This window comes from Streptomyces sp. HUAS ZL42, from assembly GCF_040782645.1.
In the GTDB taxonomy this organism is placed as follows: domain Bacteria; phylum Actinomycetota; class Actinomycetes; order Streptomycetales; family Streptomycetaceae; genus Streptomyces.
Window position 1 is genome coordinate 8678434 of the sequence record NZ_CP160403.1, and the last position, 22333, is coordinate 8700766.

A 22333-nucleotide genomic window follows, 5' to 3' on the forward strand; every position below is an offset into this window, starting at 1 on the left:
GACGCCCGTGCGGGCATCACGCGTCTAGCGTGGCGTGCATGGACGAGCAGCGCGCGGGCCGGGGCGGCCCGCCCCGGTGGAGGACCCACCGGGCGGACCGGCACCGGGCAGGCGGGGACGGCCCGCCGTCGTGGTGGCGGCACGGCCCGCCATGGCCGGCTCGTCGAAGGGACGAGGAACGCGGCGGCCGGTGGCCGTGGCGTTCCACCGCCCTGCTCACCGTCTTCGTGGTGATGGGTTCGAACTTCGCCGCCCATGCCCAGGAGGGCGAGCGCGCCGAACTCGACCCCTTCGCGCGCGTACTGCTGCTCACTGCCTCGTTGCTCCTGCTGTGGCGACTGCGGTACCCGGTCCTCGTCGTGTTCGGCACGGCGGCGGCCACCGCGGTCTACCTCGGCGCCGGGTATCCCTACGGGCCGGTCTTCCTCACCGTCGCGGTCGCCTGCTTCAGTGCCGTCGTCGCCGGGCATCGCAGAGCCGCCTGGACCGCCCTGGGCATGCTGTGGGCGGTGCACCTGCTCGTCGCGCACTGGCTCTACCGCTGGCTGCCGCCCTCCGGGGATACAAGGCCCTCCATCGGGCAGGAGATCGTCGTCGCGACCTGGGTCGTGGTGATCGTGGCGGTCTCCGAACTGGCCCGGATCCGGCGCGAGCAGTGGGCCCGGGAGCGTGCCGAGCGTGCGCAGGCGGCGCGGCGGCGTGCGGACGAGGAGCGGCTGCGGATCGCGCGCGAGCTGCACGACGTCCTCGCACACAGCCTCTCCGTCATCAACGTGCAGGCAGGTGTGGGCCTCGCGCTCCTCGACACCGACCGGGAGCAGGCGCGCACGGCGCTCACCACCATCAAGACCGCCAGCAAGGAGGCGCTCGGCGAGGTGCGCCAGGTGCTCGACAGCCTGCGCACACCGGGAGACGCGCCGCGCGCGCCCGCGCCCGGACTGGGTCGGCTTCCCGAGCTGGTGGAGCAGGCGGCGCGCACCGGACTGACGGTCGAGGTCGAGGGCGAGCCGCCTCGGCTTTTGCCCGGCACCGACCTCGCCGCCTTCCGTATCGTCCAGGAAGCCCTCACCAATGTCGTACGGCACTCCGGCTCACGGCACGCCCGCGTGCACCTCGAGCACGCGGGCGGCACGCTGCGGCTGCGCATCGACGACGACGGACCGGCGACCGGCGCCGACGCGGGCGGCAGCGGCAACGGCCTCGCCGGGATGCGGGAGCGGGCCGCGGCGCTCGGTGGCACGATCGAGGCGGGACCGCGCCCCGACGGAGGCTTCCGGGTGCTCGCCGTCCTGCCGTCGAAGGTCAAGGAGGACCAGTGATCCGCGTACTGCTCGCCGACGACCAGTCACTGGTCCGGGCAGGCTTCCGGGCACTGCTCGACGCACAGCCGGACATCGAGGTGGCGGGGGAGGCCGCCGACGGCGGGGAGGCGCAGCGCATGGTGCGCGAACTGCGGCCCGACGTCGTGCTGATGGACATCCGCATGCCCGGCCTCGACGGCCTGGCGGCGACCCGGCACATCACACAGGACGAGGCGCTCGACGAGGTCAAGGTGGTCATGCTCACCACCTTCGAACTCGACGAGTACGTCTTCGAGGCGATCCGCTCGGGCGCTTCCGGCTTCCTGGTGAAGGACACGGAGCCGGACGAACTGCTGCGCGCGGTAAGGGCGGTGGTCGCCGGTGACGCGTTGCTCTCGCCGGGGGTGACACGTCGGCTGATCGCCGAGTTCGCCGCCCGCTCCAAGGAACCCGCGGCCGCCGACGCGCTTGCCCAACTCACCGAGCGGGAACGGGAGGTGATGGCTCTGGTGGGCATCGGCCTGTCGAACGAGGAGATCGCCCGCCGCCTGGTCGTCAGCCCGCTCACGGCCAAGACCCACGTCAGCCGCACCATGGTGAAGCTGGGAGCGCGGGACCGGGCCCAACTCGTCGTACTGGCCTACGAGTCGGGACTGGTGCGGCCCGGCTGGCTGGGCTGAGGGGCCCTCCGGAAACGGAGCAGGACGCCGACCACCCGGGCGAAGAAGAGGACGGGCGCGAGCACGAGCCCGGTACGGAGTAGGAACTTCTCGGCCGTGTCGGGCAGTTCGAAGAGGAGCGCCGGTCCGGCGACCGCCCCGAAGACGACCAACGTGGCGAAGGCCGCACTGCACAGCGCGTACCCGATCTCGACGGTGATCGCGTCCCGCTCGGCCTGGCTGCGCCGTCCTCCGTATCCGGTCACAAAGGCGAGTGTCACAGCCGCGCGCCCGGCGGAGCAAGCAGGCCCCACCGGGCGCACGGAGCGGGAGGCGTCCCCTAGTCGCGTACCGTGACGCGCTCCGCCTCCTCCTGGGATGTGGACTTGGCGACCACGATCGACTGCTGCCTGCGACGGGTGCGCAGCCCGGTGAGGGCGATCAGCAGCCCCGCGACCGCGATGCCCGTGATCACGGTCAGAGCGGGCCGGTAGCTGTCGAGCACGGCCTGCGGGGAGGCAGGTTCGTCGGGTGCGTTCGCGGTCAGTACCGCCGTCACGACGGCCAGGAAGAGCGCGCCGCCCACCTGTACCGAGGTGTTGAGCAGACCCGAGACCATGCCCTGCTCGTGTTCGTCGACACCGTTCGTGGCCTGCACGTTGAGAGAGGGGAAGGTCAGCGCGAAGGCCGAGCCGACCAGCAGCATGGTCGGCAGGATCACCGCCGCGTAGACCGGGTCTAGGTCGATGCGCAGGAACAGTACGTAGCCGACGACCATGAGCGCGAAGCCGAGCGCGATCAGCCGCGCCGTGCCGAACCGGTCGATGACCGCGCCGACCTTGGTCGCGGACAGCGCCACCAGCGCACCGGCCGGCAGGAAGGCCAGCGCCGTGTGCAGCGCCGACCAGCCGAGCAGCTGCTGCATGTACAGCGTGACCAGGAACTGGAACCCGATGTAGCTGCCGACGAACATCAACGCGCCCAGCTGCGCCCGCACTTGAGGGCCCGAGCGCAGCACACCGAGCCGGACCAGCGGGCTCGGGCTGCGCAGCTCGACGGCCACGAACGCCGCCAGCAGCGCGGCGACGGCGACGAACGACAGGATCGAGCGGGCGGAGCCCCAGCCGGCCTCGGGCGCCTGTACGACGGTGAAGACGAGCAGCAGCATCGAGGCGGTGCCGAGCACGGCGCCCGGGACGTCGTAGCCGCCGGCGCCGCGCTCGCGCTCGCTGCGCGGCAGCAGCTTCAGCCCCGCGACCAGGGCGATCAGCGCGACCGGCGCGGGCAGCAGCATCGTGAACCGCCAACTGGCCTCCGTGAGCAGGCCGGAGAAGACCAGCCCCATCGAGTAGCCGGTGGCGCCGCAGGTGGTGTAGATCGACAGCGCGCGGTTGCGCAGTGGCCCCTCGGCGAAGGTCGTCGTGATGATCGACAGGCCGGCGGGAGCCGTGAAGGCGGCACTCAGGCCCTTCACGAAGCGGCTGGCGATCAGCAGCGGGCCCGAGTCGACGAGCCCGCCGAGCAGCGAGGCGAACGCGAAGACGCCCAGGGCGACCAGGAAGACCTGGCGCCGGCCCAGCAGGTCGGCGGTGCGTCCGCCGAGGAGGAGCAGACCGCCGTATCCCAGGATGTAGCCGCTGACGATCCATTGCAGCGTCGAGGTGGACAGATCGAGATCGGAGCCGATGGACGGCAGCGCGACGCCGACCATCGACACGTCCAGCGCGTCCAGGAACATCGCGGCGCACAGCACCAGCAGCGTGCCCCACAGCCGGGGAGTCCAGCGGCCCCCGGACGCGGGGGTGGTGAGCGGAGAGGTCATGCCCCGACACTACATGTGCATGCATTGAATGCAAGTGCATTTAATTCCGATGCAATAATCGCGCTTCTCTGCTACCGTGCGCCCATGGCGGCGAAGAAGGCCGAGCAGGCACTCGTGGAGCAATGGCGCGACATCCTGGCACTACACGCACGCACCCAGTGCGAACTGGACCGCGCACTGCACCAACACGGCCTGTGCGCCAGCGACTTCGAGGTGCTGGACGTCCTCGCCGAGAGTCCGGCGTCGGACGGCGCGTGCAACTATCGCGTCCAGGAGATCTCCGAGCGGGTGCACCTGAGCCAGAGCGCGCTGTCCAGACTGATCGCCCGCCTCGAGAAGGACGGGCTCGTCGAGCGCGGCATGTGCCCGGAGGACCGGCGGGGCGTACGGGTGGCGCTCACGCACAAGGGCCGCGCCCTGCACGGCGAGGTGCTGCCGGTGCAGCGCGCGGTGCTGACACGGATGCTGGCGGGCTGAGGGCCCGGCCCCGCCTGCTCAACTCCAGGTGACCGCCGACTTCTCGCGCCACAGCGCGGCGATCGACTGGTCACCGGTCACCTCGGGGAACGGCAACCGATTCCAGAGCGACAGATAGACCTGGCCGGCGGGCCCGGAGATCTCACAGTCCGCGCCACCCGCGGCGCCCCGCTCCGGCACGGGCGGCTCGGACGACAGGCGTACGGTCCACACCGCGTCGTCCAGGTCCGTCGCCCGCACCCGCAGCACCCGGGGCTCCTCGGTGCGCACCTTGCTCCTGGGCCGGGAGTGGAACCCGCGCAGCAACTCGTCGATGCCGTCCGCGGCGAAGGCGGGGGCGATCTCTCCGGGAGTGCCGCCCCGGGCCGACTCGGCGTCCACCCGGTGCACGGCCGTCTCGTGCGCCTGCCGCCTGGCCCAGAACGCGAGCGGCGACGGCGCGGGCAGGAAGTGCCAGCACTGTACGTCGGACGGAGCGGAGGCCAGGGTGTCCACGAGCAACCGGTGCCCCTCCCGGAACCAGTCCACGAGAGCGCCGCCGTCGAGGTCCGGCAGCCCTGCCTCCGGGTGGTACGAGGTGTACCCCTCGGCCACGAACGCCGCGGCCCAGCGGTGCACCATGCCCGTGTGCCGCAGCAGGTCGCGTACCTGCCAGTCCGGACAGGTCGGCACCTTGGCATCGGTCCCCGCCTCCGCGGCGGCGCCGGCCAGCAGCCGGCCCTCCTGGTCGAGGATCCGGACGAACTCGGCGGTCTCCATGGAAGTGAGTCTGCACGATGGAGTGGGCTCGACGGGAAGCGCCGGCCTGAGCTGCGCGGGCTCCGCAGGCGCGGGCGATCAGCGCGCCGCCGCGCGTCGGGTGGCGAAGCCGATGACCGCTGCCGTGCCCGCCAGTGCCGCAACACTGGTGAGAGCGGCGGGCAGGGAGAGCCAGTCCGCCATGAAGCCGATGGCGGGTGGTCCCAGGAGCATGCCGCCGTAGCCGAGGGTGGACGCGATCGCCACTCCGTCGGGGCCCGCCAGCGTGCCCGCGCGCTCCACGGCGACCGGGAAGAGGTTGGCGAGGCCGAGCCCGGTGATCACGAAGCCGAGGAGTGCCGCCCACAAGGAGGGAGCGAGCGCGCCGAGGAGCATGCCCACGGCGGCGGTCGTGCCGCCGGAGACCAGCGTGCGGGTCTGGCCCAGGCGTTCGAGCAGCCGTGTGCCGGTCAGCCGGCCGATGGTCATGGCGAGCGCGAAGCAGGAGTAGCCGACCGCCGCCGCGCCCGGTGAGGCGTCGAGGTCCTGCGCCAGGTGCAGGGCGCTCCAGTCGGCCAGGGCTCCCTCGCCGTATGCCGTGCACAGGGCGATCAGGCCGAAGGTGATGACGAGGCCACGGGTGCGGGTGTCCGGACGGCGTGGCGCGGTCTCCTCCTTGGGTGAGCTCTCGGATGGTCGCGGGGCCCCGAGGCGGAGCAGGGTGCGGCCGGCCAGGGCGGTGACGAGCAGACCGATCGCGGTGAGGCCGAGCAGGTGCTGCATGGGGGAGAGCACGCCGGCGACGAGTCCGCCGAGTCCGGCGCCGATCATGCCGCCGAGGCTGAAGGCGGCGTGGAAGCCGGGCATGATCGGCCGCTGCAGGGCGTGCACGAGGTCGACTGCCGCGCTGTTGAAGGCGACGTTTATCCCTCCGTATGCGCTGCCGAAGATCAGCAGGACCAGGCCGAGCGTCAGCGCGGAGTGGGTGAGGGGCGGCAGGGCGACGCTGAGGGAGAGCAGGACGCCGCAGATCACGGTGACGGGGTGGCTGCCGTAGCGGCGGCACAGGCGGCCGGTGAGCATCATCGTGATCACGGCGCCGGCGGACACGCCGAGCAGGGCCAGGCCGAGGCCACCGGCGGAGGCGCCGGTCTGCTCCTTGATGGCGGGGATACGGACGACCCAGCCCGCGAAGACGAAGCCGTCGAGGGCGAAGAATACGGTGAGGGCGGTGCGGAGCCGGGTGAGGCCTTGACCCGGCACGGCTTTGTGCGTTCGGGTTTTGTTTATTGGCGGCACAAAGTCAGGCTAGGTGGGTGGCGAAGACCAGGCAAGGTTGTTCGGGTCGCCGTCGTGTGAGGTACGACGGCGACCGTTCGGTCAGCTCTGCTTGGGGGCCGCCTGCTGAACCACCTCGAAGGACCAGAGCGTGGCGTCCGTCGCGGCGGGCTTGGGCCGGTCGCCCCCCTCCGGCCCGCCGCGGTGCGCGGCCTGCCCACGGCCGGACATCCAGTTCTGGAAGTCCTCCTCGGTCCGCCAGCGCGTGTAGACGAGGTACGTGTCGGTACCCCCCACCGGGCGAAGCAGCTCGAACCACTCGAACCCGTCCGAGCTCTCCACCGCGCCCGCGCGCGCGGCGAACCGCTTCTCCAGCGTTTCGCGCTGATCCTCGGGAACGGTGAGTACATTGATCTTGACGATGCTCATGGCGTCCATTGTGACGAAGCGCTGATCGGTTCCCGGCGTTCACCCCCGTGTGTTTGCTCAGGAACGTCGCTCAGGGAACGTCGGCCACCGAGAAGATCCCCGGCCCGCTGACCCCGTAGAGCACGCCGCCCGCCAGCAGTGGGGGTATCGAGCTGGGCGTCAGCTCCTCGAAGGAGCGGCCCTGCGTGTCGAAGGACGGCGCGGTACGCCCGATCTCCTTGCCGGTGCGCGGATCGAGAGCCAGGATGCCGGTGTCCGGCATCGTGACGTACAACCGGCCCTCGTGGAAGGCCGGTTCGCTGAAGACGCGCAGCTCGCGTGAGCTGGTCCACAGCGGTTTGCCGCGTTTCAGATCGAGGGCGAGCAGGGTTTCGTTGCCGTAGTCGAAGATGTACATGGTGTCGCCGTGCACCAGGGGCGGGGCTTCCGGCTCGACGCTCCAGGGGAAGTCGATCCGGCGGGTCTTGCCACTGCTCAGTTCCTGGATGAAGAACGCGGAGGACACCCCGCTGCCGTCCTCCCAACGCGCGTAGTACGCCGTGTCGTCGTGGACCGTGGCCAGCCACAGATCGCCCTTCGGTGCCTCGACACTCCCCAGCGTCTTTCCGGTGCGTGCGTCGAGGCGGGTGATTCCCCCGGAGCCGCCGCGCAGGTCGGCGTAGAGGGTCCCCTCGGTCCCCTCGTAGAAGGGGCTCGACGAAGTGGAAGTCAGCTTGCGCCGCCACAGCTCCTCACCTGTGCGGGGCTCGTACGCCGCGTAGCGTGCCGTGTCGGACGGCCCGAGCTCGTCCAGTCGTACGAGCAGTACCCCGCCGAGGTACTCGTACTTGCCCACGGGTCCCTGCAGACGCCACAGCCGCTTCCCGGTCCCGCCGTCGAAGGCGTCCACTCCCTCCGAGCGGTCCGCGCTGTTGACGAACACCACACCGTCATGGACGACGGGCTCGCGCAGCGAGAAACTGCTGACCTGCTTCTGGCTCATCGGCTTCGTCCAGTCCACGCGGCCGGTCGCCGGACTCAGCCGCATCAGGGCGACCTGCGGGGAGGAGCAGAACACGCCGAGTGCGTCCGGTGTGCACGCCGGACCCATGGGACCCGGCTCGTCCGCGTCCGGCTCCAGCGACTTGTGCCACGGCTTCCAGCCCGGTGGTGTCGAACCACGGGGCGTCGTCCGCGGGCCGGCGGCCTGGTCGACCGCCTCGACCGTGCTCACCGGGTCGTCGTACACAACGGCGATCGAAGCCGCCCCCGCCGTGCCGAGGAGGACCGCGCCCACGACGGCGGCCCACCGGCTGTTCCTGCGGCGCCTCGGTTCGGCCGGCCCGGCGCCCGAGGACGGCGACGTCGCGGTTTCCGGCAGCAGGGTCACCGGGATCCGGGACGGCTCTTCGGTGGGCTCCTCGTCGGAGTGTTCCTCCGGCAGCGCCGCCAGTGCGTCGAGCACCTCGTTCGCCGTCGGACGGTCCGCCGGTTCCTTCGCGAGACAGTCCATCACCAACGGGTGCAGTGGCTCGGGCAGTCGGCCCAGCCGGGGCTCACCGTGGACGGTGTTGTACGCGGCGAGATAGGCGTTCTCCGCCTCGAAGGGGCTGTGCCCGGTGCCCGCGTACACGAGTACGGCGCCCAGCGAGAAGACGTCCACGGCGGGGCCGACCTCGTGGGGGCGGCTGAACTGTTCCGGTGCCATGAACGGGGGCGAGCCCATCACCATGCCCGTCTGGGTACGGACGTCGCTGTCGGCCGCGCGCGAGATGCCGAAGTCGATGACGCGCACCGCCCCGTCGTCGCCCCCGCCCTCCAGCAGGAGCACATTGCTCGGCTTGAGGTCCCGGTGCACGACCTCCGCGCGGTGGATCTCGCGCAGCGCCTCGGCGAGTTCGGTGCCGAGGCGGCGCAGCGCGGCCCAATCCAGCGGTCCCGCCTCGGCGACCCGGTCGGCGAGGGTGCGGCCCGGGACGAACGCGGTTGCCATCCACGGCCGTTCCGCTTCCGGGTCGGCGTCCACGACCGGCGCGGTGAACGCGCCGCTGACCCGGCGTGCGGCCACGATCTCCTGCCGGAACCTGGCCCGGAACTCGGCGTTGCCGGCATACCTGGTGTGTACGACCTTGACGGCGACGGCCCGTCCCGAGGCCGATCTGCCGAGGTACACGACGCCCATGCCGCCGGTGCCGATCCGCGATTCGATCCGGTAGCCGCCGACAGACCGCGGATCGTTCTCGCGCAGGGTCACCGTGTCTCCTTCACCAGTTCCGGACGGGACGATTCCGGTCCGGACCCTTCTGACAGGGACTGCTCACTCTAGTGCCGCTCCACGGCTGCCTTCCGGTGAACAACCGGCGCACCGGCGGCAGATCGCGTCCACGGACGTACAGCGTCTCGTCGATGTGCCGCATCCCTGTGAGGGGCGTCACTTCGCGCGTATCTCGGGCAGTAGAGGACGGGTTCATGGATTCGCGGGGGCCGGCCCCGGTCGGGCAGCTCGCGCGACCCGCCGGTGCGCGGCCTGCCGGAGGGCGCGCCGTCGTCCGTCACGCAGGTCAACACGGTGTGGCTCGTCGGACGCCACGGGACGCGGTCGGTGAGCGTGCCCGCCGAGGACGCGGTACGGATGGACCGGCTGGTCGACATCATGGCGGCCGGGGCGCGGTGTCCGCACGACGCGCTGAACGACGGGGTGCACCGGCACCTGCTGCTTCCGCTGCTGTCGTGGGCCCGGCGCCACCACGACGACGCCCGCACCGACGGGTCGATGAGCGACGACGTGGTGGACGCGCCCGGAACGAAGTCACTCTCGGCTGCGCCGGCCCAGCCGGTCGTGCGAGGCGTTCACGCCTGAATCGGCTGGACGACTTCTTCAGCCAGCGCCTTGAGTCCGCGCAAGGTGGTTTCCATGTTGGTGCGGAGCTCGGCGATCCGGAAGGCCAGGATCTCTCCCTCCGGCTCCGGTGCGCGCTCGATGGCCAGGCTGACCCCGGAGCGGCCCGGTCCGATGCGGGCGAAGTGCCGCAGCCTGGTGCCGGTCCCCTCGGGCTCGAGTTCGAAGCGCCAGGTGGCCAGGGGCTTCGCGGGGTCCGGGACCGGGTCGCCGTACCGGCCGTCCGGGTCCACGACCGCCCAGGCGAACACCCGCTGCTCCGCCAGGGCGACGACGTGCGAGACGGTCCGCCATTCGCCGATCAGCCGATGGCGGTTGTACCCGGCGAAACAGGCTCCCACCGCAGGCCCCTCGACGCCGTCGAGCCATTCCGCACGCTGCAGTTCAGGGCTGAGGCGGGCCGGCAGACCGATGTCCGTCACCAGGTCCCACACCCGCGAGGGAGGCGCCTCGACATGGACGTCACAGCAGACCCTCGGCCCGTCGGCATACCGCACGCTGTCCCTCCCTCATGGTCCGGACCGGACGGCCTGGAATGAGAGTAGCGCCGGGAACCAGCTCTGACCTCAGTGAATGGAACGCATTCCGCGTACAAAGATGCGTGAGCTCGTCGTTGACCGGCGATCCGCGGCAGGGCCAGGGTGGTCGGGCCAGATCGAATTCCGATCACCCCGTTCCGGTCACCGAACTGAGTGCAGGAGGCCGTGATGCTCCAGACGGACACCCGTGAGCACACCGAGTTCCGGGAGGACCAGGCCGGCGACCTGTTCTTCCAGCGCTGCCGCTGGTGCGGCACCCCGGCCTATCGCCGATCGTTCTGCCGTGCCTGCGGGTCCACGGCCTTCGAACGGGAACGCAGCGCGGGCGTCGGGGTCGTCGTCCGTCGCAACGGCCACGCCCCGCACAGCACCTGGTTCGTGGCGATGGACGAGGGCTTCAACCTGGTCTGCCAGATCACCAGGACGGCGCCGGTCGCGGTGGCGATCGGAGCGAGGGTGCGTGTCGTACGTACCAGCGCCCCCCTGGGGGCAGGCCTTCCCGTCGTCGAACTCACGCACCCCTCACCACCGGTGGAGCGTTGGTGGTGAGGGAGACGGCTCAGCCGGAGCCAGTGGGCGGGACGATGAGAGAGGAGGGTGCATGAGCACCCACCAGAAAGGGCCGGGCGGCGTTCTCGGCGGAGCGGGGCGCGGCGCGCTGGACGGTCTGCGCATCGCCGACTTCTCCCGGGTTCTCGCGGGGCCCTATGCCACCATGCTCCTCGCCGACCTCGGCGCCGACGTGGTGAAGGTGGAGCGTCCGGGCGTCGGGGACGACACACGGGCCTGGCACCCTCCGGCGGATCACGACGGCACGTCGACGTATTTCCTGAGCGTCAACCGGAACAAGAGATCCGTCGTCCTGGACCTGACGACCGAGACCGGCCGCGGGCAGGCCCATGCCCTGGTCGCCGAGTCCGACGTGCTGGTGGAGAACTTCCGTCCCGGCACGATGGAGCGGCTGGGTCTCGGCTATCGCGAACTCCGCGCCCGGCATCCGGAGTTGATCTACTGCTCGATCAGCGGCTTCGGTAGCGGTGCGGGCGCGGCGATTCCCGGATACGACCTGCTCGTGCAGGCCGTCGGCGGTCTGATGAGCGTGACCGGGGACGCGGCCGGGGAGCCGATGAAGGCGGGCGTGGCCCTGGTCGACGTGGTCACCGGCCTGCACGCCTCGCTCGGCATCCTGGCCGCCCTCCGGCACCGGGACGCCACGGGGGAGGGACAGCACGTGGAGGTCAACCTGCTCGCGTCGCTGTTGTCTGCCATGGTCAACCAGGCGTCGGCGTTCGCCGTCGCCGGTGTCGTCCCGGGGCGCCTGGGCAACGCGCACCCGAGCATCGCCCCGTACGAGACCTTCCCGACCGCCGATCGTCCGATCGCGCTCGCGGTGGGCAACGACCGCCAGTTCGCGGCGCTCGCCGAGGTCGTCGGGGATCCCGGTCTCGCGCTGGACAACCGTTTCCGCACCAATGGCGACCGGGTCGCCCACCGCGGCGAGCTGCGGGACGTCCTGACCGAGCGGCTGGGCGCCGGCGGAGCCGACCACTGGGCGGGCGTCCTGCTGGCCGCGGGAGTGCCCGCCGGACCCGTCAACGCCCTGGACGAGGCGTTCGCGTTCGCCCAGGGGCTCGGCCTTCCCGGCATCGTCGACATCCCCGCCACCGCGGCCGACGGAGCAGCCGGCAGGCCCTTCCGCCAGGTCGCGAACCCCATCACGCTGAGTGAGACACCCGCGCGGTACCACCTGCCCCCGCCGCGCCTGGGCCAGCACACCGCGGAGATTCTTCCCCGCCTGTCCGACCACGCCTCAGAGCGAGAGGGAGCGATCACGTGACCGTTCCCCACACCATCACCACGACCGAACCGACCACTTCGACCACCAGGAGCGCATGATGAGCCGCAAGCCGCTGAAGGACCCCCTCGACCTGCTCGACTTCTCCTCCGCCCTCAGCGACGAGGAGCGCGAGATCCAGGCCACCGTCGCCAAGTTCCTCGAGGACCGGGTGCGCCCGCACATCGGCGAGTGGTTCGAGAACGCGCATTTCGCCCGCGAACTCGCCCCGGAGCTCGGCAAGTTGGGCGTGCTCGGCATGCACCTCGAAGGGTACGGCTGCGCAGGGACGAACGCCGTCGGTTACGGCCTGGCCTGTCTGGAGCTGGAGGCGGCGGACTCCGGTTTCCGCAGCTTCGTCTCCGTGCAGGGCTCGCTGTCGATGTTCTCCATCTGGAAGTGGGGCTCGGAGGAGCAGAAGCAGGAGTGGCTGCCCCGGCTCGCCGCCGGTGAGGCCATCGGCTGCTTCGGCCTGACCGAGCCCGACTTCGGCAGCAACCCCTCCGGGATGCGCACCAGGGCCGTGCGCGACGGCGACGACTGGATCCTGAACGGCTCCAAGATGTGGATCACCAACGGTGGCATCGCCGACGTGGCCACCGTCTGGGCGCAGACCGAGGACGGCATCCGCGGCTTCCTGGTACCCCGCGGGACGCCCGGCTTCACCACGCAGGACATCAAGCAGAAGATGTCGCTGCGCGCCTCCATCACCTCGGAGCTGTACTTCGACAACGTACGGCTGCCCGACTCGGCGCGGCTGCCGCTCGCGGAGGGCCTGCGCGGCCCGCTGTCCTGCCTGAACGAAGCCCGCTTCGGCATCCTGTTCGGCGCGGTCGGCGCGGCGCGCGACTCGCTCCAGGCGGCCATCCAGTACGCCGACTCCCGGGTGCAGTTCGACAAGCCGATCAGCGCCTTCCAGCTCACCCAGAAGAAGCTGGCCGACATGACTGTCTCGGTGGGCGCGGCCGCACTGCTCGCCCTGCACCTGGGCCGCTTGAAGGACGAGCACCGCATCCGCCCCGAACAGATCAGCGTGGGCAAGCTCAACAACGTCCGGGAAGCGATCGCCGTCGCGCGGGAGTGCCGCAGCATCCTGGGGGCCAACGGCATCTCCGTGGAGTACTCGCCACTGCGCCACGCCAACAACCTCGAGTCCGTCCTGACCTACGAGGGCACCAACGAGATGCACACGCTGGTCGTCGGTCAGGCGATCACCGGGTATCCCGCGTTCCGCTGACCACTCCGGCCGAAAGAAGAAGGACGACAGTGAACATCGTCGTACTCGTCAAGCAGGTCCCGGACACCGGTGCCGAACGCACCCTGTCCACCGACGACGCGGTTCACTGGGCGCCGATTTCGAGGTCCGGGCCGTCGGCCGTTGCGGCCTGGTGACGAACATCGGTCGGCCGGTCCGTCTGAGCCCTGAACTGCAGCGTGTGCAACGGCTCGAAGGTGCGGAGGGGCAGGAGCGGGCGGCGCGTTTCGCCACTGGTCGGTGGCCGGCTGACGGTCTTGCACGTCGTCGGGCTGGAGGAGCAGCGGGTGTTCGGCCGGGCCGTCGGCGATCCCGGCGGCCGGTCGGGCGACCCCTGCCCCGGAGCCGGCGAGGCCTTCGGCGACCTGGCGCGGAGCTCGAGCGGGAGGGTCCGGCCCTGCCGTCGACGGCGACGCCGGCACGCCGGAGCGGGAGGGGGCGATCGTGGCCTTCCGCCTTGCCGAGTTCCGCATGAACCTCGAAGCGACCTTGCGCGGCATCGAGGCGCTCGCCGTGGTGGCCGGCTGACGGTCTTGCACGTCGTCGGGCTGGAGGAGCAGCGGGTGTTCGGCCGGGCCGTCGGCGATCCCGGCGGCCGGTCGGGCGACCCTGCCCCGGAGCGAAGCCCCTGGGAGCTCGAGCGGGGAAGGGGCCGGCAGCAGACTGCGGCAGTTCGCCCGAACGGGGCCGGGCCGCTCCGAGCCCAGCCAGTTACAGACAGGCAAACGACACCTCGACGAAGCGGTGATGTACCCATGCCCACCGAACACGCCTGCCAGTCCGCGGCCGAGTTCGCCGCACAGCACCTCAACTCGCTGCGCCCCTTCCTGCGACCCGGTCATGCGCACGGAGGAGGGACGGGCGGTGTCGGCGACTGGCCGCTGGGCGCCTCGGCCCTGCTCGTCGTACTCGCCGGTCTCCAGGCCGATCGACCCGGTGAACTGACGCTCTGGCACGCCCGTGTCGGCGATCAGATCCGTGAAGCCCTCGGCCCGCCCGCCGCCGGGACCGAGGGACTCCGGCCGGGGCGGCAGGCACGCGGATGGGAGGCTTTGGCCCTCGTGCAGCACAAGGCACAGGAGCTGCTCACCGACCTGGCCGACGGCAGCCGCCTGGGCCGGCCGGGCGAGCTGTCCGGACAGCTGGCACTGGTGGAGGACGCGTTCGCCGGGGCCCTGAGGCGGATGGCCGTCCCGGAGGAGGCATCGGTGCGATGTGCCAAGGGGCTTGCGGAGGCCGCCGGTTCACTGTTCGGCCTGCGCCCGTCCGCGCCCCCGCCCACGTCACCCCGCCCCACCCCGCCTCCGCCCGCGGCCCGCCCGGCCATGGAACCTCCTCTCCCGCCGGACCTGACCGCGAGCATCCTGTTCTAGCTTGGTCTTCGGCCTGTGCGGTGGAGGCGTGCGGCGACCGTGCAGGGAGGGGGCCGGACCCTCGGTAGCCGCTATCGGCTCAGCACGCGGCCAGACGCCGGAACCGGCTGCCGTGGAACACCAGCGGGGCCCGGTCGGGTTCGGCCCTCAGGCCGCGGATCTCCAGCAGGACGATCGTGTGGTCGCCTCCGGGGAACTCGGAGTGGATCGCGCAGTCCAGCCAGAGGTTCGCACCGTGGACGTACACGCTGCCGTCCTCGCCGGCCGCCCAGTCGACGTCCGCGAACCGGTCTCCGTCCCTGGCGGCCAGCGAACGGCAGACCGGATCCTGCCCCTCGGCCAGCACGCTCAGGCCCAGGCGGTTCTGCTTCCGCAGCCTCGGCCAGGTGGACGAGGTGTCCTGGACGCAGACCGACACCAGCGCCGGCTCGAGGGAGACCGGGGTGAATGTGCTCGCGGCCATGCCCACCGGCGAACCGGAATCAAGTGCGCACAGGGCTGTCACCCCGGACGGGAAGCAGCCGAACGCCTGGCGCAGCAGGGCGGGATCCGTCGGTGTCGCGACGAGCGGGCTCATCGGGCCTCTTCCTGACCCGACAGGACGGCGCCCAGACGCCGCAGCGAGCCGTTGTTGCCGGCCACGTGCTGGGAGACGCAGCGGACGTCCCGCCAGCGACGCTGCATCGGGTTGGAGCTGTAGAGCCCCGAGCTGCCCGACAGCGTCATGATCTCGTTGAGGATCCGGATGCCCTCGTGATGGATGTGCTGGTGACCGCCGGTGTAGCTGAACCATTCGGCAGGGGCGGGCTCCTCGCCCGCGAGTGCCCGGTCCATGACGGCGCGGCCGGTCTGCTCCAACAGGGCGCTCAGTGCCGCCGTGCGCAGGTGCAGCTCGGCGAACTTCTCCTGGAACACCGGGTCCTGACCCACGACCACCCCGGGGTTGAACGCCGGCCGCTTGGTGGCGGCCAGTTCGGCGAGGTCGCCGAGCGCACCCTCCAGGCAGCCGATGATGACGGCGTCGTGCGAGGCACCGGTGGCGGTGTACGGCAGGTCGTAGAAGGGAGCGGGGATGTTGTTGCCGCCCATCAGCGGGCCCGTGAAGTGCTCGGGAACGAAGACGTCGTCCATCGTGAAGTCGGTGCTCTGCGTGGCACGCAGGCCCACCGCGTCCCAGGTGTCGAGGAAGGTCACCTGCTCGGGGCGGATCAGCGCGACGCGCATGTCCGGGCGGCCGTCCGGCAGCGCGGGCACGCCCTCGACGACGAAGCCCGCGAGCATCCAGTCCGGGGTGAACGAGCCACTGGCCAGCGGCCAGCGGCCGCTGATCCGGTAGCCGCCCTCCACCGGGGTCGCCTTTCCCTTGGGGGCGATGGCACCACGCAGCATCAGGTCGGCGCCGTCGCCGAAGACCTCCTTCTCGAGCGTCTCCTGGGGCAGCGACCGTACGAAGAACCAGGCCATCGATGCTGCCTGAACGGTCCAGCCGGCCGAACCGTCGGCCCGAGAGATCTCCTGGACCACCCGAGCGGCCTCCACCAGGTCGAGCTGCTCACCGCCCCAGGCCCTGGGCAGTGCCATCCGGAACACACCAGCCTCGCGCAGAGCGGCGATGATCTCCGCGGGGACTGCCCGGGCCGCCTCGGCCTCTGCGGAGCGCGCCGAGATCTCGGGCAGGTGCGCACGGATGCGGCCGAGCACGCTGTCGTGGGTTTCCCGGTCCTGGGACGGGGTGGGCTTGAGCAATGTCGTCATGATCGATCCTTGGGGAATGCCCCGGTCCGGGAGGACCCGGCGCGGCTGGCGGGTGATTGCCTCAACGGCTCGAGGAGAACGGCCGCCCGGTCCTCCGGGACGCTCCCGACCGAGGACGCGGCAGCGAGGTTCGGGCCTGGGCCGTACGGGGTCGTGTCGTGCTCGTCCTGCACGGACCCCGGCCGATGCCTCCTCGTCACTGCCCGAATGATGTGGGCAGAGGCACACGTCCCGCTTGTGTCCGGGAGCACAGGCATTTTGCTTGGCTGAGCACCGCTCCAGGGCGACAGTGGTGGGCAAGAGATCGGTCGCAGAGGCCGTTTGCGGATCGCCCGGGGTGACCTAGACTCCCTCGCCAGGAGGACGGCCGTGCGAGCCCGTCTCCTCGGGGGCCGGATGCGCCAGGAGGAGGGCCGCATGCCCCGGATAACGACGCCGAGCGAAGGCACGGCCAGCGAGAGACTGGAATGCTGGCGAGACGCCGTCAGCCGGAATCTCGCCCCCCTGGACGTGCTGCCGCGCGAGTCCTCCGACTTCCGCGCATCACTGCACGCCGCGCGGGTCGGTCAGGTGCAGATGTCGGTCATCACCGCCGAACCGCACAGCGTGGTGCGCACCCGCCGGCACATCGGCTCTGACGCACCCGACTTCTTCCAGCTCACTCTGCAGCTCACCGGACAGGGCGTGCTCACCCAGAGGGACCGTCAGGCCCGGGTGGGGCCGGGCGAACTGGTGGTCTACGACACTCGCCGTCCCTTCACCTACGACCTCGACCAGCGCCACAGCGGCCTCGTCCTGATGTTCCCGATGGCCATGCTGCAGATGGCGGAACGTGATCTGGCGCGGGTGACGGCGACTCCGGTGTCGTGCCACGACGGGCTCTGCCGGCTGGTGCTGCCCTTCCTGTACGGGCTGGCGCGGCAGGTGGAGCACCTCGAGTCCCGCGGCACACCCCGCCTGGCCGACAACGTGGTCGACCTGATCGGCACTTTGCTCACGGAGCACGCCGACGCGGCCCGGGCAGCCGAGGAGGACGGCCCCGGGCTGCTCGCCGGGCGCATCCTCGCGTACATGGAGCAGCGGCTCGCCGACCCCCGGCTGAGCCCCGAGGGGATCGCGGCAGCCCACCGCATCTCCCGCCGTTACCTGTACAAGTTGCTGGCGGAGCAGGGGTACACCGTCTCCGGCTGGATCCGGGAACAGCGTCTCGCCCGGTGCCGGCGTGACCTCGCCGATCCGGCAATGGACCACCTTCCGGTGGGCGCCATCGGCGGACGCTGGGGTTTCCCGGACCCGGCCCACTTCAGCCACGCCTTCAAGGCGGCTTACGGCATGAGTCCCCGGGAGGCGCGCGCGAGCCGTCGAAGACGGCACCTGCTCTTCAGCGGCGACGAAGCAGCATGCCCTGAGCGAGCTTTGACGGACACTCAGGATCTGTGCTCACGGACATGTGCGCGCAGACCGCGGCCGAAGGGTGGCGCGACCGGCCGGTCGGACGTGCGCAGCTGCGGGTCCGCGCGACCTGAGGCAACCGGCCTGCGCGCACTCCGAGTCGCTCACCGACCGGCCCGCCGCGGTACGCGCGGCGGCCGACGCCTCGACCGCGACCCGGACGGCAACGCCTCGTCCTGCCCGCCCTGGGGCGGCAGCCGCCCTCCGCACCTGCATGCCGCTGCCGTCGTTCCTGGCTCCCGGACCTCCGGCGACGGTGATGACGGCGACGACGGTGGACGCATGGCGCCCGGGACGCGCGGGACATCGCTGTGGCCGCGGGCCCTCAGGCCGCCTGGTAGCTGAAGAACCCCTGTCCCGACTTACGGCCCAGCAGTCCCGACTCGACCATACGGCGCAGCAACGGGGGAGGAGCGTACAGCGGTTCCCGGTACTCCTCGTACAGCGCCTCGCCTATCGCCGCCACCGTGTCCAGGCCGATGAGGTCGGCGAGGCGCAGCGGGCCCATCGGGTGGGCGCAGCCAGCCGTCATCCCCGTGTCGATGTCCTCGGCCGTCGCCGTGCCGGTGCCGACCATGCGTACCGCGGCCAACAGGTACGGCACCAGGAGCGAGTTGACCACGAAGCCCGCGCGGTCCGGCGCCGTGATCGTCTGCTTGCCCAGGATCTCGCCGGCGAAGGCACGTACCCGCAGTTCCGTTGCCTTCGACGTGTGCAGCGAGGGGATGACCTCCACCAGTGGCATGACGGGGACGGGGTTGAAGAAGTGCAGGCCGACCACCGCCTCCGGCCGTCGGGTCACAGCGGCGAGCTTGGCGATGGGGATCGAGGAGGTGTTGCTGGCCAGCACGGCGGCCGGGTCGGTGACCTCGTCCAACTGCCGGAAGAGCGCCGTCTTCGCCTGCTCGTCCTCGACGGCGGCCTCGATGACGAGGTCCGCACCGGACAGACGGGAGAGATCGCCGGTGACCGAGATCCCGGCCAGGACATGTGCCCGGTCGTCCGGGGTGATGGTGCCGCGCTGCTCCGCCTTGAGCATGGAGTCCGCCACGCCTGCGAGTCCGGCACGGGCCCTGTCCTCGGTCACGTCGCACAACATGACGTCCAGCCCTGCCCGGGCGCAGACCTCGGTGATGCCCCGGCCCATCTGTCCGGCGCCGACGACGCCCACCTGCTTGATCGATGTCACGTGCTCCTCCGCCTGCCGCTCCGTCCGGCGGCGGTCGACCGCCGCCGCCACGGTCTGTGGTTCCGTGTTGAGCGTAGGCTGGGTGCACCCCCTCTGACCTGCTCCGATGGTGCGTTTTCCGCGCACAAACATGCGTGGGTTCGTCGTTGACCGGCCGTACCGCGCAGGGCCAAGCTGAGGAGGACCGGGGCGGGCCCGGCGGCCGGAGGGGCGACTGCGAGGGGGCAGCCGCGGGCATCGAGGACGACACTCCCGGACAGACGTGACGGCGTTGCGGGAGAGCGAGCCGGGGCACTCCGAGCAGACAGCGGAGCGCGGGCTTCGCCCGCTGCCTCGAGGCGGGGGCCTCTGGTGGTCGGCCCCGCCCTGACCGGACGTCGTTCCCGCGCCGGACGCCCGCGGGAGCACCGTGGGTTCAGTCGGCGGGGACCGTGGCGGCAGCCGCCTCCCGCAGCCGGCGGATCACGCCGCGGACCGCGGGAGAGGTCTCACCCCTGCGGTAGGCGCCGACCAGCCGGGTGGTCAGTGGTACGTCCGCCAGCGGACGGTAGGCCACCCCCGGGATGTGCACGCGGCGCAGCGAATCGGGGACCAGAGCGACCGCGAGACCACCGCCCACGAGTGTCAGTGCCGCGATGAAGTCCCGCACCGGGGGAGCGCACCGCGGGCTGAACCCCCCCTGCTCAGCCACCTCAAGGATCTGGTCGCGGCAGCCGTACTCCTCGTCGAAGTGCGGGGCCACGAACTGCTCGTCGCGCAGCTTCGCCGCCGGTACCGCCTCGTACGCCGCCAGTGGCGCGTCGGCCGACAGCGCCAGGACGACCTCTTCGGTGAGCAGACAGGTGGCCGTGACCTCGGGCGGGTACTCCGGCCTCCAGCGCAGGAAGCCGACGTCGATGTCCCCGCAGGCCAGCGCTTCCAGTTGGGCAGGTGTCTCCAGTTCGCGCACCTGCACGGTGAGCTGAGTGCCGGGGGCCGCGCAGCGGGTGAGGACGTCGGTGAGTACTCCGGAGAACGCGGCCGAGGCGACGTAGGCGATCTGGGCGTGCCCCAGCTCCCCGCGACCGGCGCGCCGGCCCACCGCCTCGGCCCTGGCGGCCTGGGCGAGGGTCAGCCGCGCCTCCTCGAGGAACAGCCGCCCGGCGCTGGTCAGTGCCGGGCGGGTGCGTCGCCCGCGGTCGATCAGCCGGACGCCGAGGTGCGACTCCAGGGATCTGACCTGGGCGCTGAGTGCCGACGGCGCGAGATGCAGACGGTCCGCCGCCCGCGCGAAGTGCAGTTCCTCCGCGACGGTGACGAACGATTCCAGCCAGCGCAGTTCCACCGGACTCCTCCGTTCTGCCGGGCCTGTGCCGACGAGTGCACCGGCCGTGTACACGGCCGGCGGAATGGAGTTGGACACCCCGCGGCGGCGTCAGGGCAGAACAGGACCGCCGCGGGGTGAGTATGGGGCGTCAGGGGCGCTGCCGCCAAGGAGCGTCCGGACCGGCCGGGATGCCCGGACGCGCCTTGGGACCTGCGGTTCAGGGGATGACGACGTAGTTGCTGAATCCGCCGTCGCTGTCCGTGGCGCGTCCCGAGATCGCCTCGTTGACCTGGGACAGGGGGAAGGGCTTGGTGATCAGGTACGACAGGTCCAGGGCGCCGGTGGCCACCATGTCGGCGACCTCCTGGCCCTGAGCGGTGGTGAACCAGTTGGAGCCGATCAGCTGGACCTGCTCGTCCATGAGCCACTTCACGTCCACGGGCAGCGCGTCGCCCACACCGCCGACGTTGACCACCTTGCCGCCGCGGCGCACGCCCTGCATGGAGTCCAGCATCGTCTCCACCGGTGCCTTGGCCCCCAGGGCGCTGATCACGAAGTCCGCGCCCTCGCCGCCGGTGCGGGACTTCGCCCACTCGCCCGAGGAGCCCTCGCCCAGCCGCATGACCTCGATCCGGTCCGGGGCAAGGGCCTGGACGCGCTTGAGGAGGTCCTCGTTGCGGCCGGTGCCCAGGACCTTGGAGACACCCGAGGCCAGCGCGAGCAGGGTGGAGGCGACACCGAGCGTGCCGGTGATCCCGTCGATCAGCGCCACCTGGCCGGGGCCGGCCGCGGCGTGCTTGAGGGCTCCGTAGGACGTGCCGATGTAGCCGAGCTTTCCGGCCTGCTCGAACGACATGTTGTCCGGAATGTCGACGATCGCGTGCTGAGGTGCGGTCATGTACTCCGCGAAACCGCCGTACGGATACAGGTCGAAGATCCGCTGGCCGTCGCGGGACGTGCTGAAGTAGCCGTTCAGGGTGAAGTAGCGGCACCGGGCGAGCTCGCCGCCGCGGCACACCTGACAACTGCCGCACGACCGCAGAGGGCTCACATAGACCCTGTCGCCGGGCTTGGTGTTGAGCACCGCCTCACCGACCGCCTCGACCACGCCCGCGGGGTCCAGGCCGAAGATCGCGGGGAGCTTGGGCAGCGGCTGATGCGGGTACCAGGTGGGCCAGTTGTTGATCACGTTGGCCATGTTCGGCACGATCCCGCATGCCTTGACCCGCACCAGCACGTCGGTGGGCCGCGGGGTGGGCACGTCGATCGTGTCCACCGTCATCGGCTCACCGAGCGTGTGCAGCCGGGCAGCGAGCATTTTCGCCATTGAAATACTCCTTGGAACTGCTCCGTCCCGTGACAGCGGGACGGAGACTTCTCAGGCGACCGAGTCGGCCAACGGTGGCTCGGCGGTCGAGCGTCACAAGTCGGGTCCTACAAACAGGGAGCCGAGAGCCTCGGGCTCACAACCTCTTGGCTTACGGCACCCCGGATCACGGCTTCGCAAAGGGATTGGGGTAGTTCTCTTCGAGATCGACGTCCAGCATGCCCATGATCCGGACGCCGGAGTTGTACCAGGCAATGGACAACGCGAGTTCGACCATCTGCTTTTGGGGCAGGCGCTCGGCAGCGGTACGCCACGTCTCCTCGGAGACGTCGACCTGGAGCGTGGACTCCTTGGCCAGGCGCATCACCGCCTTTTCCGTCTCGTCGAACACGTCCGCCGTTTCGAAGTCGCCCACCGCGGCGATCTGCTCCTCGGTGAGCCCGGCCTTGAGCCCGTGCGAACGGTGGTGCACCACCTCGTACGCGGACCGGGTCACGTGACCGACCGTCAGGATCGCCAGTTCGCGCAGCGCGGGGCTGAGCTCACTGGCCCGCAGCGAGTTGGCGTAGGTCAGGAAACCGTCCAGCTGGGCCGGCGCGTTGCAGAGGGCGAGGAAGATGTTCGCCGTCGGTACCTTGCGCTCGGCCTCGAGCCGGTCGTACAGGGGCTTGTTCGCCTCGTCCGCGTCCTCGCGACGCAGGTAGGGAACGCGTGCCATGTC

At 71.0% G+C, this 22333-nt stretch carries 23 protein-coding genes; 10 read left to right on the forward strand and 13 right to left on the reverse strand.

Features of this window, described 5'->3' with window-relative positions; genetic code table 11:
- The first annotated feature begins 29 nt into the window (after nucleotides 1-29).
- Both ABZO29_RS39625 and ABZO29_RS39630 read left to right on the forward strand, forming a co-directional pair.
- On the forward strand, nucleotides 30-1319 hold the full coding sequence (locus ABZO29_RS39625; protein WP_367325023.1) for a sensor histidine kinase: 1290 nt from the start codon (nucleotides 30-32) through the stop codon (nucleotides 1317-1319).
- On the forward strand, nucleotides 1316-1981 hold the full coding sequence (locus ABZO29_RS39630) for a response regulator (protein WP_367325024.1): 666 nt from the start codon (nucleotides 1316-1318) through the stop codon (nucleotides 1979-1981). Before ABZO29_RS39625 ends, ABZO29_RS39630 begins: the two co-directional genes overlap by 4 nt.
- Here the strand turns inward: ABZO29_RS39630 and ABZO29_RS39635 are convergent.
- Entirely contained in the window at nucleotides 1942-2226 is a 285-nt protein-coding gene (locus ABZO29_RS39635) for a DUF6332 family protein (RefSeq protein ID WP_367325025.1), read from the reverse strand. The two genes, ABZO29_RS39630 and ABZO29_RS39635, sit on opposite strands and share 40 nt — an antisense overlap.
- 74 nt (nucleotides 2227-2300) lie before the next feature.
- Complete coding sequence (locus ABZO29_RS39640; protein ID WP_367325026.1) at nucleotides 2301-3782, reverse strand: MFS transporter; 1482 nt, start codon at nucleotides 3780-3782, stop codon at nucleotides 2301-2303.
- A gap of 84 nt (nucleotides 3783-3866) precedes the next feature.
- On the opposite strand from ABZO29_RS39640, the gene ABZO29_RS39645 reads away from it, so the two are divergent.
- Complete coding sequence (locus tag ABZO29_RS39645) at nucleotides 3867-4259, forward strand: MarR family winged helix-turn-helix transcriptional regulator (RefSeq protein WP_367325027.1); 393 nt, start codon at nucleotides 3867-3869, stop codon at nucleotides 4257-4259.
- Nucleotides 4260-4277: 18 nt separating this feature from the next.
- Here ABZO29_RS39645 and ABZO29_RS39650 read toward each other — a convergent pair whose 3' ends face one another.
- From ABZO29_RS39650 to ABZO29_RS39665, 4 genes are all read right to left on the reverse strand, one after another.
- Nucleotides 4278-5018 carry a maleylpyruvate isomerase family mycothiol-dependent enzyme gene (locus tag ABZO29_RS39650; protein WP_367325028.1) on the reverse strand — a complete coding sequence of 247 codons (741 nt, stop codon included), beginning with the start codon at nucleotides 5016-5018 and terminating at the stop codon, nucleotides 4278-4280.
- Nucleotides 5019-5096: 78 nt separating this feature from the next.
- Nucleotides 5097-6260: an MFS transporter gene (locus ABZO29_RS39655; protein WP_367325029.1), complete on the reverse strand. Its 1164-nt coding sequence runs from the start codon at nucleotides 6258-6260 to the stop codon at nucleotides 5097-5099.
- 117 nt (nucleotides 6261-6377) lie between these two features.
- On the reverse strand, nucleotides 6378-6704 hold the full coding sequence (locus ABZO29_RS39660; protein WP_367325030.1) for an antibiotic biosynthesis monooxygenase: 327 nt from the start codon (nucleotides 6702-6704) through the stop codon (nucleotides 6378-6380).
- A gap of 70 nt (nucleotides 6705-6774) precedes the next feature.
- The gene (locus ABZO29_RS39665) at nucleotides 6775-8937 is read right to left on the reverse strand and encodes a PQQ-binding-like beta-propeller repeat protein (RefSeq protein ID WP_367325031.1); all 2163 of its coding nucleotides are present in this window, start codon (nucleotides 8935-8937) and stop codon (nucleotides 6775-6777) included.
- Between the two features lie 264 nt (nucleotides 8938-9201).
- Here ABZO29_RS39665 and ABZO29_RS39670 point away from each other — a divergent pair, with 264 nt between their 5' ends.
- Entirely contained in the window at nucleotides 9202-9543 is a 342-nt protein-coding gene (locus tag ABZO29_RS39670; RefSeq protein ID WP_367325032.1) for a hypothetical protein, read from the forward strand.
- On the opposite strand, the gene ABZO29_RS39675 is transcribed toward ABZO29_RS39670, so the two are convergent.
- Nucleotides 9534-10079: an SRPBCC family protein gene (locus ABZO29_RS39675; protein ID WP_367325033.1), complete on the reverse strand. Its 546-nt coding sequence runs from the start codon at nucleotides 10077-10079 to the stop codon at nucleotides 9534-9536. The genes ABZO29_RS39670 and ABZO29_RS39675 overlap by 10 nt on opposite strands.
- Before the next feature lie 210 nt (nucleotides 10080-10289).
- Here ABZO29_RS39675 and ABZO29_RS39680 point away from each other — a divergent pair, with 210 nt between their 5' ends.
- The 5 genes from ABZO29_RS39680 (at nucleotide 10290) to ABZO29_RS39700 (ending at nucleotide 14583) form a co-directional block, all read left to right on the forward strand.
- Nucleotides 10290-10670 (forward strand): Zn-ribbon domain-containing OB-fold protein, encoded by a 381-nt coding sequence (locus ABZO29_RS39680; protein ID WP_367325034.1) that lies wholly within the window; start codon nucleotides 10290-10292, stop codon nucleotides 10668-10670.
- A 52-nt stretch (nucleotides 10671-10722) separates the two neighbouring features.
- Nucleotides 10723-11958 carry a CaiB/BaiF CoA transferase family protein gene (locus ABZO29_RS39685; protein ID WP_367325035.1) on the forward strand — a complete coding sequence of 412 codons (1236 nt, stop codon included), beginning with the start codon at nucleotides 10723-10725 and terminating at the stop codon, nucleotides 11956-11958.
- 55 nt (nucleotides 11959-12013) lie between these two features.
- Complete coding sequence (locus ABZO29_RS39690) at nucleotides 12014-13192, forward strand: acyl-CoA dehydrogenase family protein (RefSeq protein WP_367325036.1); 1179 nt, start codon at nucleotides 12014-12016, stop codon at nucleotides 13190-13192.
- A gap of 29 nt (nucleotides 13193-13221) precedes the next feature.
- The gene (locus ABZO29_RS39695) at nucleotides 13222-13347 is read left to right on the forward strand and encodes a hypothetical protein (protein ID WP_367325037.1); all 126 of its coding nucleotides are present in this window, start codon (nucleotides 13222-13224) and stop codon (nucleotides 13345-13347) included.
- Nucleotides 13348-13965: 618 nt separating this feature from the next.
- On the forward strand, nucleotides 13966-14583 hold the full coding sequence (locus ABZO29_RS39700) for a hypothetical protein (protein WP_367325038.1): 618 nt from the start codon (nucleotides 13966-13968) through the stop codon (nucleotides 14581-14583).
- A 79-nt stretch (nucleotides 14584-14662) separates the two neighbouring features.
- Here the strand turns inward: ABZO29_RS39700 and ABZO29_RS39705 are convergent, their stop codons facing one another.
- Nucleotides 14663-15160: a flavin reductase family protein gene (locus ABZO29_RS39705; RefSeq protein WP_367325039.1), complete on the reverse strand. Its 498-nt coding sequence runs from the start codon at nucleotides 15158-15160 to the stop codon at nucleotides 14663-14665.
- Nucleotides 15157-16338, reverse strand: coding sequence for an acyl-CoA dehydrogenase family protein (locus ABZO29_RS39710; protein ID WP_367325040.1), 1182 nt, complete (start codon nucleotides 16336-16338; stop codon nucleotides 15157-15159). The genes ABZO29_RS39705 and ABZO29_RS39710 overlap by 4 nt, the downstream gene beginning before the upstream one ends.
- Before the next feature lie 417 nt (nucleotides 16339-16755).
- Between ABZO29_RS39710 and ABZO29_RS39715 the strand changes: the two genes are divergently transcribed.
- The gene (locus ABZO29_RS39715) at nucleotides 16756-18135 is read left to right on the forward strand and encodes a helix-turn-helix domain-containing protein (RefSeq protein WP_367325041.1); all 1380 of its coding nucleotides are present in this window, start codon (nucleotides 16756-16758) and stop codon (nucleotides 18133-18135) included.
- On the opposite strand, the gene ABZO29_RS39720 is transcribed toward ABZO29_RS39715, so the two are convergent.
- From ABZO29_RS39720 to ABZO29_RS39735, 4 genes are all read right to left on the reverse strand, one after another.
- Entirely contained in the window at nucleotides 18116-18979 is an 864-nt protein-coding gene (locus tag ABZO29_RS39720) for a 3-hydroxybutyryl-CoA dehydrogenase (protein ID WP_367325042.1), read from the reverse strand. The genes ABZO29_RS39715 and ABZO29_RS39720 overlap by 20 nt on opposite strands.
- A gap of 415 nt (nucleotides 18980-19394) precedes the next feature.
- On the reverse strand, nucleotides 19395-20303 hold the full coding sequence (locus ABZO29_RS39725) for a LysR substrate-binding domain-containing protein (RefSeq protein WP_367325043.1): 909 nt from the start codon (nucleotides 20301-20303) through the stop codon (nucleotides 19395-19397).
- Between the two features lie 199 nt (nucleotides 20304-20502).
- Nucleotides 20503-21612, reverse strand: coding sequence for an alcohol dehydrogenase catalytic domain-containing protein (locus ABZO29_RS39730; RefSeq protein WP_367325044.1), 1110 nt, complete (start codon nucleotides 21610-21612; stop codon nucleotides 20503-20505).
- 166 nt (nucleotides 21613-21778) lie between these two features.
- On the reverse strand, nucleotides 21779-22330 hold the full coding sequence (locus tag ABZO29_RS39735; protein ID WP_367325045.1) for a carboxymuconolactone decarboxylase family protein: 552 nt from the start codon (nucleotides 22328-22330) through the stop codon (nucleotides 21779-21781).
- Between the last annotated feature and the right edge of the window lie 3 nt (nucleotides 22331-22333).

What these genes read in the sequence shown, in the direction of transcription:
- ABZO29_RS39685 (WP_367325035.1), top strand. Translation starts at nt 10,723, where the DNA reads ATGAGCACCCACCAGAAAGGGCCGGGCGGCGTTCTCGGCGGAGCGGGG.
- ABZO29_RS39650 (WP_367325028.1), bottom strand. Translation starts at nt 5,018, where the DNA reads ATGGAGACCGCCGAGTTCGTCCGGATCCTCGACCAGGAGGGCCGGCTG.
- ABZO29_RS39645 (WP_367325027.1), top strand. Translation starts at nt 3,867, where the DNA reads ATGGCGGCGAAGAAGGCCGAGCAGGCACTCGTGGAGCAATGGCGCGAC.
- ABZO29_RS39715 (WP_367325041.1), top strand. Translation starts at nt 16,756, where the DNA reads ATGCCCCGGATAACGACGCCGAGCGAAGGCACGGCCAGCGAGAGACTG.
- ABZO29_RS39710 (WP_367325040.1), bottom strand. Translation starts at nt 16,338, where the DNA reads ATGACGACATTGCTCAAGCCCACCCCGTCCCAGGACCGGGAAACCCAC.
- ABZO29_RS39700 (WP_367325038.1), top strand. Translation starts at nt 13,966, where the DNA reads ATGCCCACCGAACACGCCTGCCAGTCCGCGGCCGAGTTCGCCGCACAG.
- ABZO29_RS39730 (WP_367325044.1), bottom strand. Translation starts at nt 21,612, where the DNA reads ATGGCGAAAATGCTCGCTGCCCGGCTGCACACGCTCGGTGAGCCGATG.
- ABZO29_RS39680 (WP_367325034.1), top strand. Translation starts at nt 10,290, where the DNA reads ATGCTCCAGACGGACACCCGTGAGCACACCGAGTTCCGGGAGGACCAG.
- ABZO29_RS39735 (WP_367325045.1), bottom strand. Translation starts at nt 22,330, where the DNA reads ATGGCACGCGTTCCCTACCTGCGTCGCGAGGACGCGGACGAGGCGAAC.
- ABZO29_RS39660 (WP_367325030.1), bottom strand. Translation starts at nt 6,704, where the DNA reads ATGAGCATCGTCAAGATCAATGTACTCACCGTTCCCGAGGATCAGCGC.
- ABZO29_RS39690 (WP_367325036.1), top strand. Translation starts at nt 12,014, where the DNA reads ATGATGAGCCGCAAGCCGCTGAAGGACCCCCTCGACCTGCTCGACTTC.
- ABZO29_RS39640 (WP_367325026.1), bottom strand. Translation starts at nt 3,782, where the DNA reads ATGACCTCTCCGCTCACCACCCCCGCGTCCGGGGGCCGCTGGACTCCC.
- ABZO29_RS39705 (WP_367325039.1), bottom strand. Translation starts at nt 15,160, where the DNA reads ATGAGCCCGCTCGTCGCGACACCGACGGATCCCGCCCTGCTGCGCCAG.